This window comes from Lacisediminimonas sp., assembly GCF_030645335.1.
Taxonomy (GTDB): Bacteria; Pseudomonadota; Gammaproteobacteria; order Burkholderiales; family Burkholderiaceae_D; genus Lacisediminimonas.
Window position 1 is genome coordinate 1 of record NZ_JAUSNH010000033.1, and the last position, 2,724, is coordinate 2,724.

Consider the following 2,724-nt stretch of genomic DNA (forward strand, 5'->3'; position numbering starts at 1 on the left):
AGCGACTCGCGGTAGCTGCGCGGCGTCAGGAGGACGCCCACCCCGTCGCCGCGGGCTTGCCACTCATGTGGCGCAGGAGCTGTCCGACCGTCCGCTTGAGCTGATGGCGGTGCACGACCTGGTCCACCATGCCGTGCGAGAGCAGGAACTCGGCCGTCTGGAATCCCTCGGGCAGATCCTGCCCGAGCGTCTGCTTGATCACGCGCGGCCCGGCGAAGCCGATGACCGCGCCGGGCTCCGCGAGGATCGCGTCGCCGAGCATCGCGTAGCTCGCGCTCACGCCGCCCGTCGTCGGGTTCGTGAGGATCGAGACGTAGGGGATGCGCCGCTCGGCGAGCTGCGAGAGCATCGCCGACGTCTTGGCCATCTGCATGAGCGAGAGCACGCCTTCCTGCATGCGCGCGCCGCCCGAGCAGGAGAGCACGATCAGGGGCCACTTCTTCTCGAGCGAGCGCTGGCCGAGGCGCGCGATCTTCTCGCCCACCACCGAGCCCATCGAACCGCCCATGAATTCAAACTCGAAACAGGCGACCACCACCGGCAAGGTCCGGATTGACCCCCCAATCACGATCAGGGCATCGGTTTCGCCCGTGGTTTCAATCGCGTCCTTCAGGCGGTCGCTGTATTTTTTGCTGTCCTTGAACTTGAGTGTATCGACCGGCAACACTTCCTGCCCGATTTCATAGCGGCCTTCGGGGTCGAGCAGCGCATCGAGGCGCTCCCTGGCCCGCACCCGCATGTGATGGTCGCACTTGGGACAGACATGCAGGTTCGATTCCAGGTCGGTCCGGTACAGCACCGCTTCGCAAGCCGGGCATTTGAGCCACAGTCCTTCGGGCACCGAGCGTCGGGTCGATGCGTCGGAACGCTGTATGCGCGGTGGCAGCAGTTTTTCTAGCCAGCTCATGGGGATCTGTTCCTTCCTGGTTCGCTTCGTAATTTCAGGCCTGGCGCATTGTAACGTCAGGCGCGCAGGTCGCCAAATGCCGCTACGCGATATTCGCCGGGCCCGGCCGCAAAGGTTTGGCACCAGCGTGGCCCACCCTTTAGCCCATCGGTCACCCTGACTTCCAAAGGGGTGCCGGCCGGGCGGATTTTACACCTCAGGCATCGAGTGCGCGACGAATACCGGCCAGGAAACGTTCCGCCGCCTCGACCGCCTGCTCCAGTGGATGATTTTCCATCTCCTGGATGATCCGGCTGCCGATCACGACAGCGTCGGCAACCGAAGCAACCGCACGCGCTGTCTCGCCGTCGCGGATGCCAAAACCCACCCCGATCGGCAACTTTACGTGGCGGCGCACAGCGGCAATGCGCTGGGCAACATCGTCAATGTCGATGTTGGCCGCGCCGGTCACGCCTTTCAGGGAAACGTAGTAGCAAAAACCGCTGCCAAGCTGGCCGACCTGGGCCATGCGCTCCTCGGTCGAGGTCGGCGCCAGCAGGAAAATCGTGTCCATGCCATTGTCGTGCATCGATTGTGCGTACTGCTCGCACTCCTCGGGCGGATAGTCGACCACGATGGTGGCATCCACGCCCGCCGCTTTGGCGGCGGCGATGAAAACCTGCTGTCCCATGTGCTCGATCGGATTGGCATAGCCCATCAGCACCACCGGTGTGCTGCTGTTGGTCTGGCGGAATGTACGGACATAGCCCAGCACGTCGGACAGGGACACGTTGAACTTGAGCGCCCGTTCACAGGCGCGCTGGATCACGGGCCCTTCGGCCATCGGGTCCGAGAACGGCACGCCGAGTTCAAGGATGTCGGCGCCGGCGCGTACCAGCGCATGCATCAGCGGCACCGTGATGGCCGGATCGGGGTCGCCAGCGGTGATGAACGGAATCAGCGCCGTCTTCTTTTGCGCCGCCAGGGCGGCAAAGGTGGGGGTTATGCGGGACATGCCGGATCGCTCTCTTTCAGTTCTTCTTGTGCTTGTCGTATTCGGCAACCGTATGCATGTCCTTGTCGCCCCGGCCCGATAGGTTGACCAGGATGGTCTGGTCCTTGGGCAGCGTGGCGGCGAACTTCGCCGCATACGCCAGTGCGTGGGCGCACTCCAGCGCCGGGATGATGCCTTCGATCCGGCAGCAGGTATGGAAAGCAGCGACCGCCTCTTCGTCGGTGACGGACACATACTGCGCCCGGCCGGAATCCTTCAGCCATGCATGTTCGGGGCCAACGCCCGGATAGTCCAGTCCGGCCGACACCGAGTGGGTCTCGATGATCTGGCCATTCTTGTCCTGCAGCAGGTAAGTCCGGTTGCCATGCAACACACCGGGTGTACCGGCCAGCAGCGCTGCGGCGTGACGCCCGGTTTCAATGCCGTCGCCTGCCGGCTCGACGCCGACCAGCTTGACGCCAGGTTCATCGATATACGGATAGAAAATGCCCATTGCATTGGAGCCGCCGCCGACGCAGGCCATCACGTAATCAGGCTGGCGGCCGGTCATCTGCGGCATCTGGACCAGGCATTCCTGTCCGATCACGGACTGGAAATCGCGCACCATCATCGGGTACGGATGGGGCCCTGCGACGGTGCCGATGATGTAGAACGTGTTCTCGACATTGGTGACCCAGTCGCGCATGGCTTCGTTCAACGCATCCTTCAGGGTTTTGGACCCGGATTCGACCGGCACCACCTTGGCACCAAGCAAGCCCATCCGGTACACGTTCTGCACCTGGCGACGGGTATCTTCACTGCCCATGTACACCACGCATTCAAG

3 protein-coding genes are annotated in these 2,724 nt (G+C 63.4%); all 3 read right to left on the reverse strand.

The window, feature by feature from the left end; genetic code table 11:
* Positions 1–25 precede the first annotated feature (25 nt).
* On the reverse strand, positions 26–907 hold the full coding sequence (accD, locus tag Q7T64_RS02300; protein ID WP_304790507.1) for an acetyl-CoA carboxylase, carboxyltransferase subunit beta: 882 nt from the start codon (positions 905–907) through the stop codon (positions 26–28).
* 196 nt (positions 908–1,103) lie between these two features.
* Complete coding sequence (trpA, locus tag Q7T64_RS02305) at positions 1,104–1,901, reverse strand: tryptophan synthase subunit alpha (protein WP_304790510.1); 798 nt, start codon at positions 1,899–1,901, stop codon at positions 1,104–1,106.
* A gap of 16 nt (positions 1,902–1,917) precedes the next feature.
* The coding region (gene trpB / locus Q7T64_RS02310; protein ID WP_304790513.1) for a tryptophan synthase subunit beta at positions 1,918–2,724 on the reverse strand (807 nt) is incomplete at its 5' end.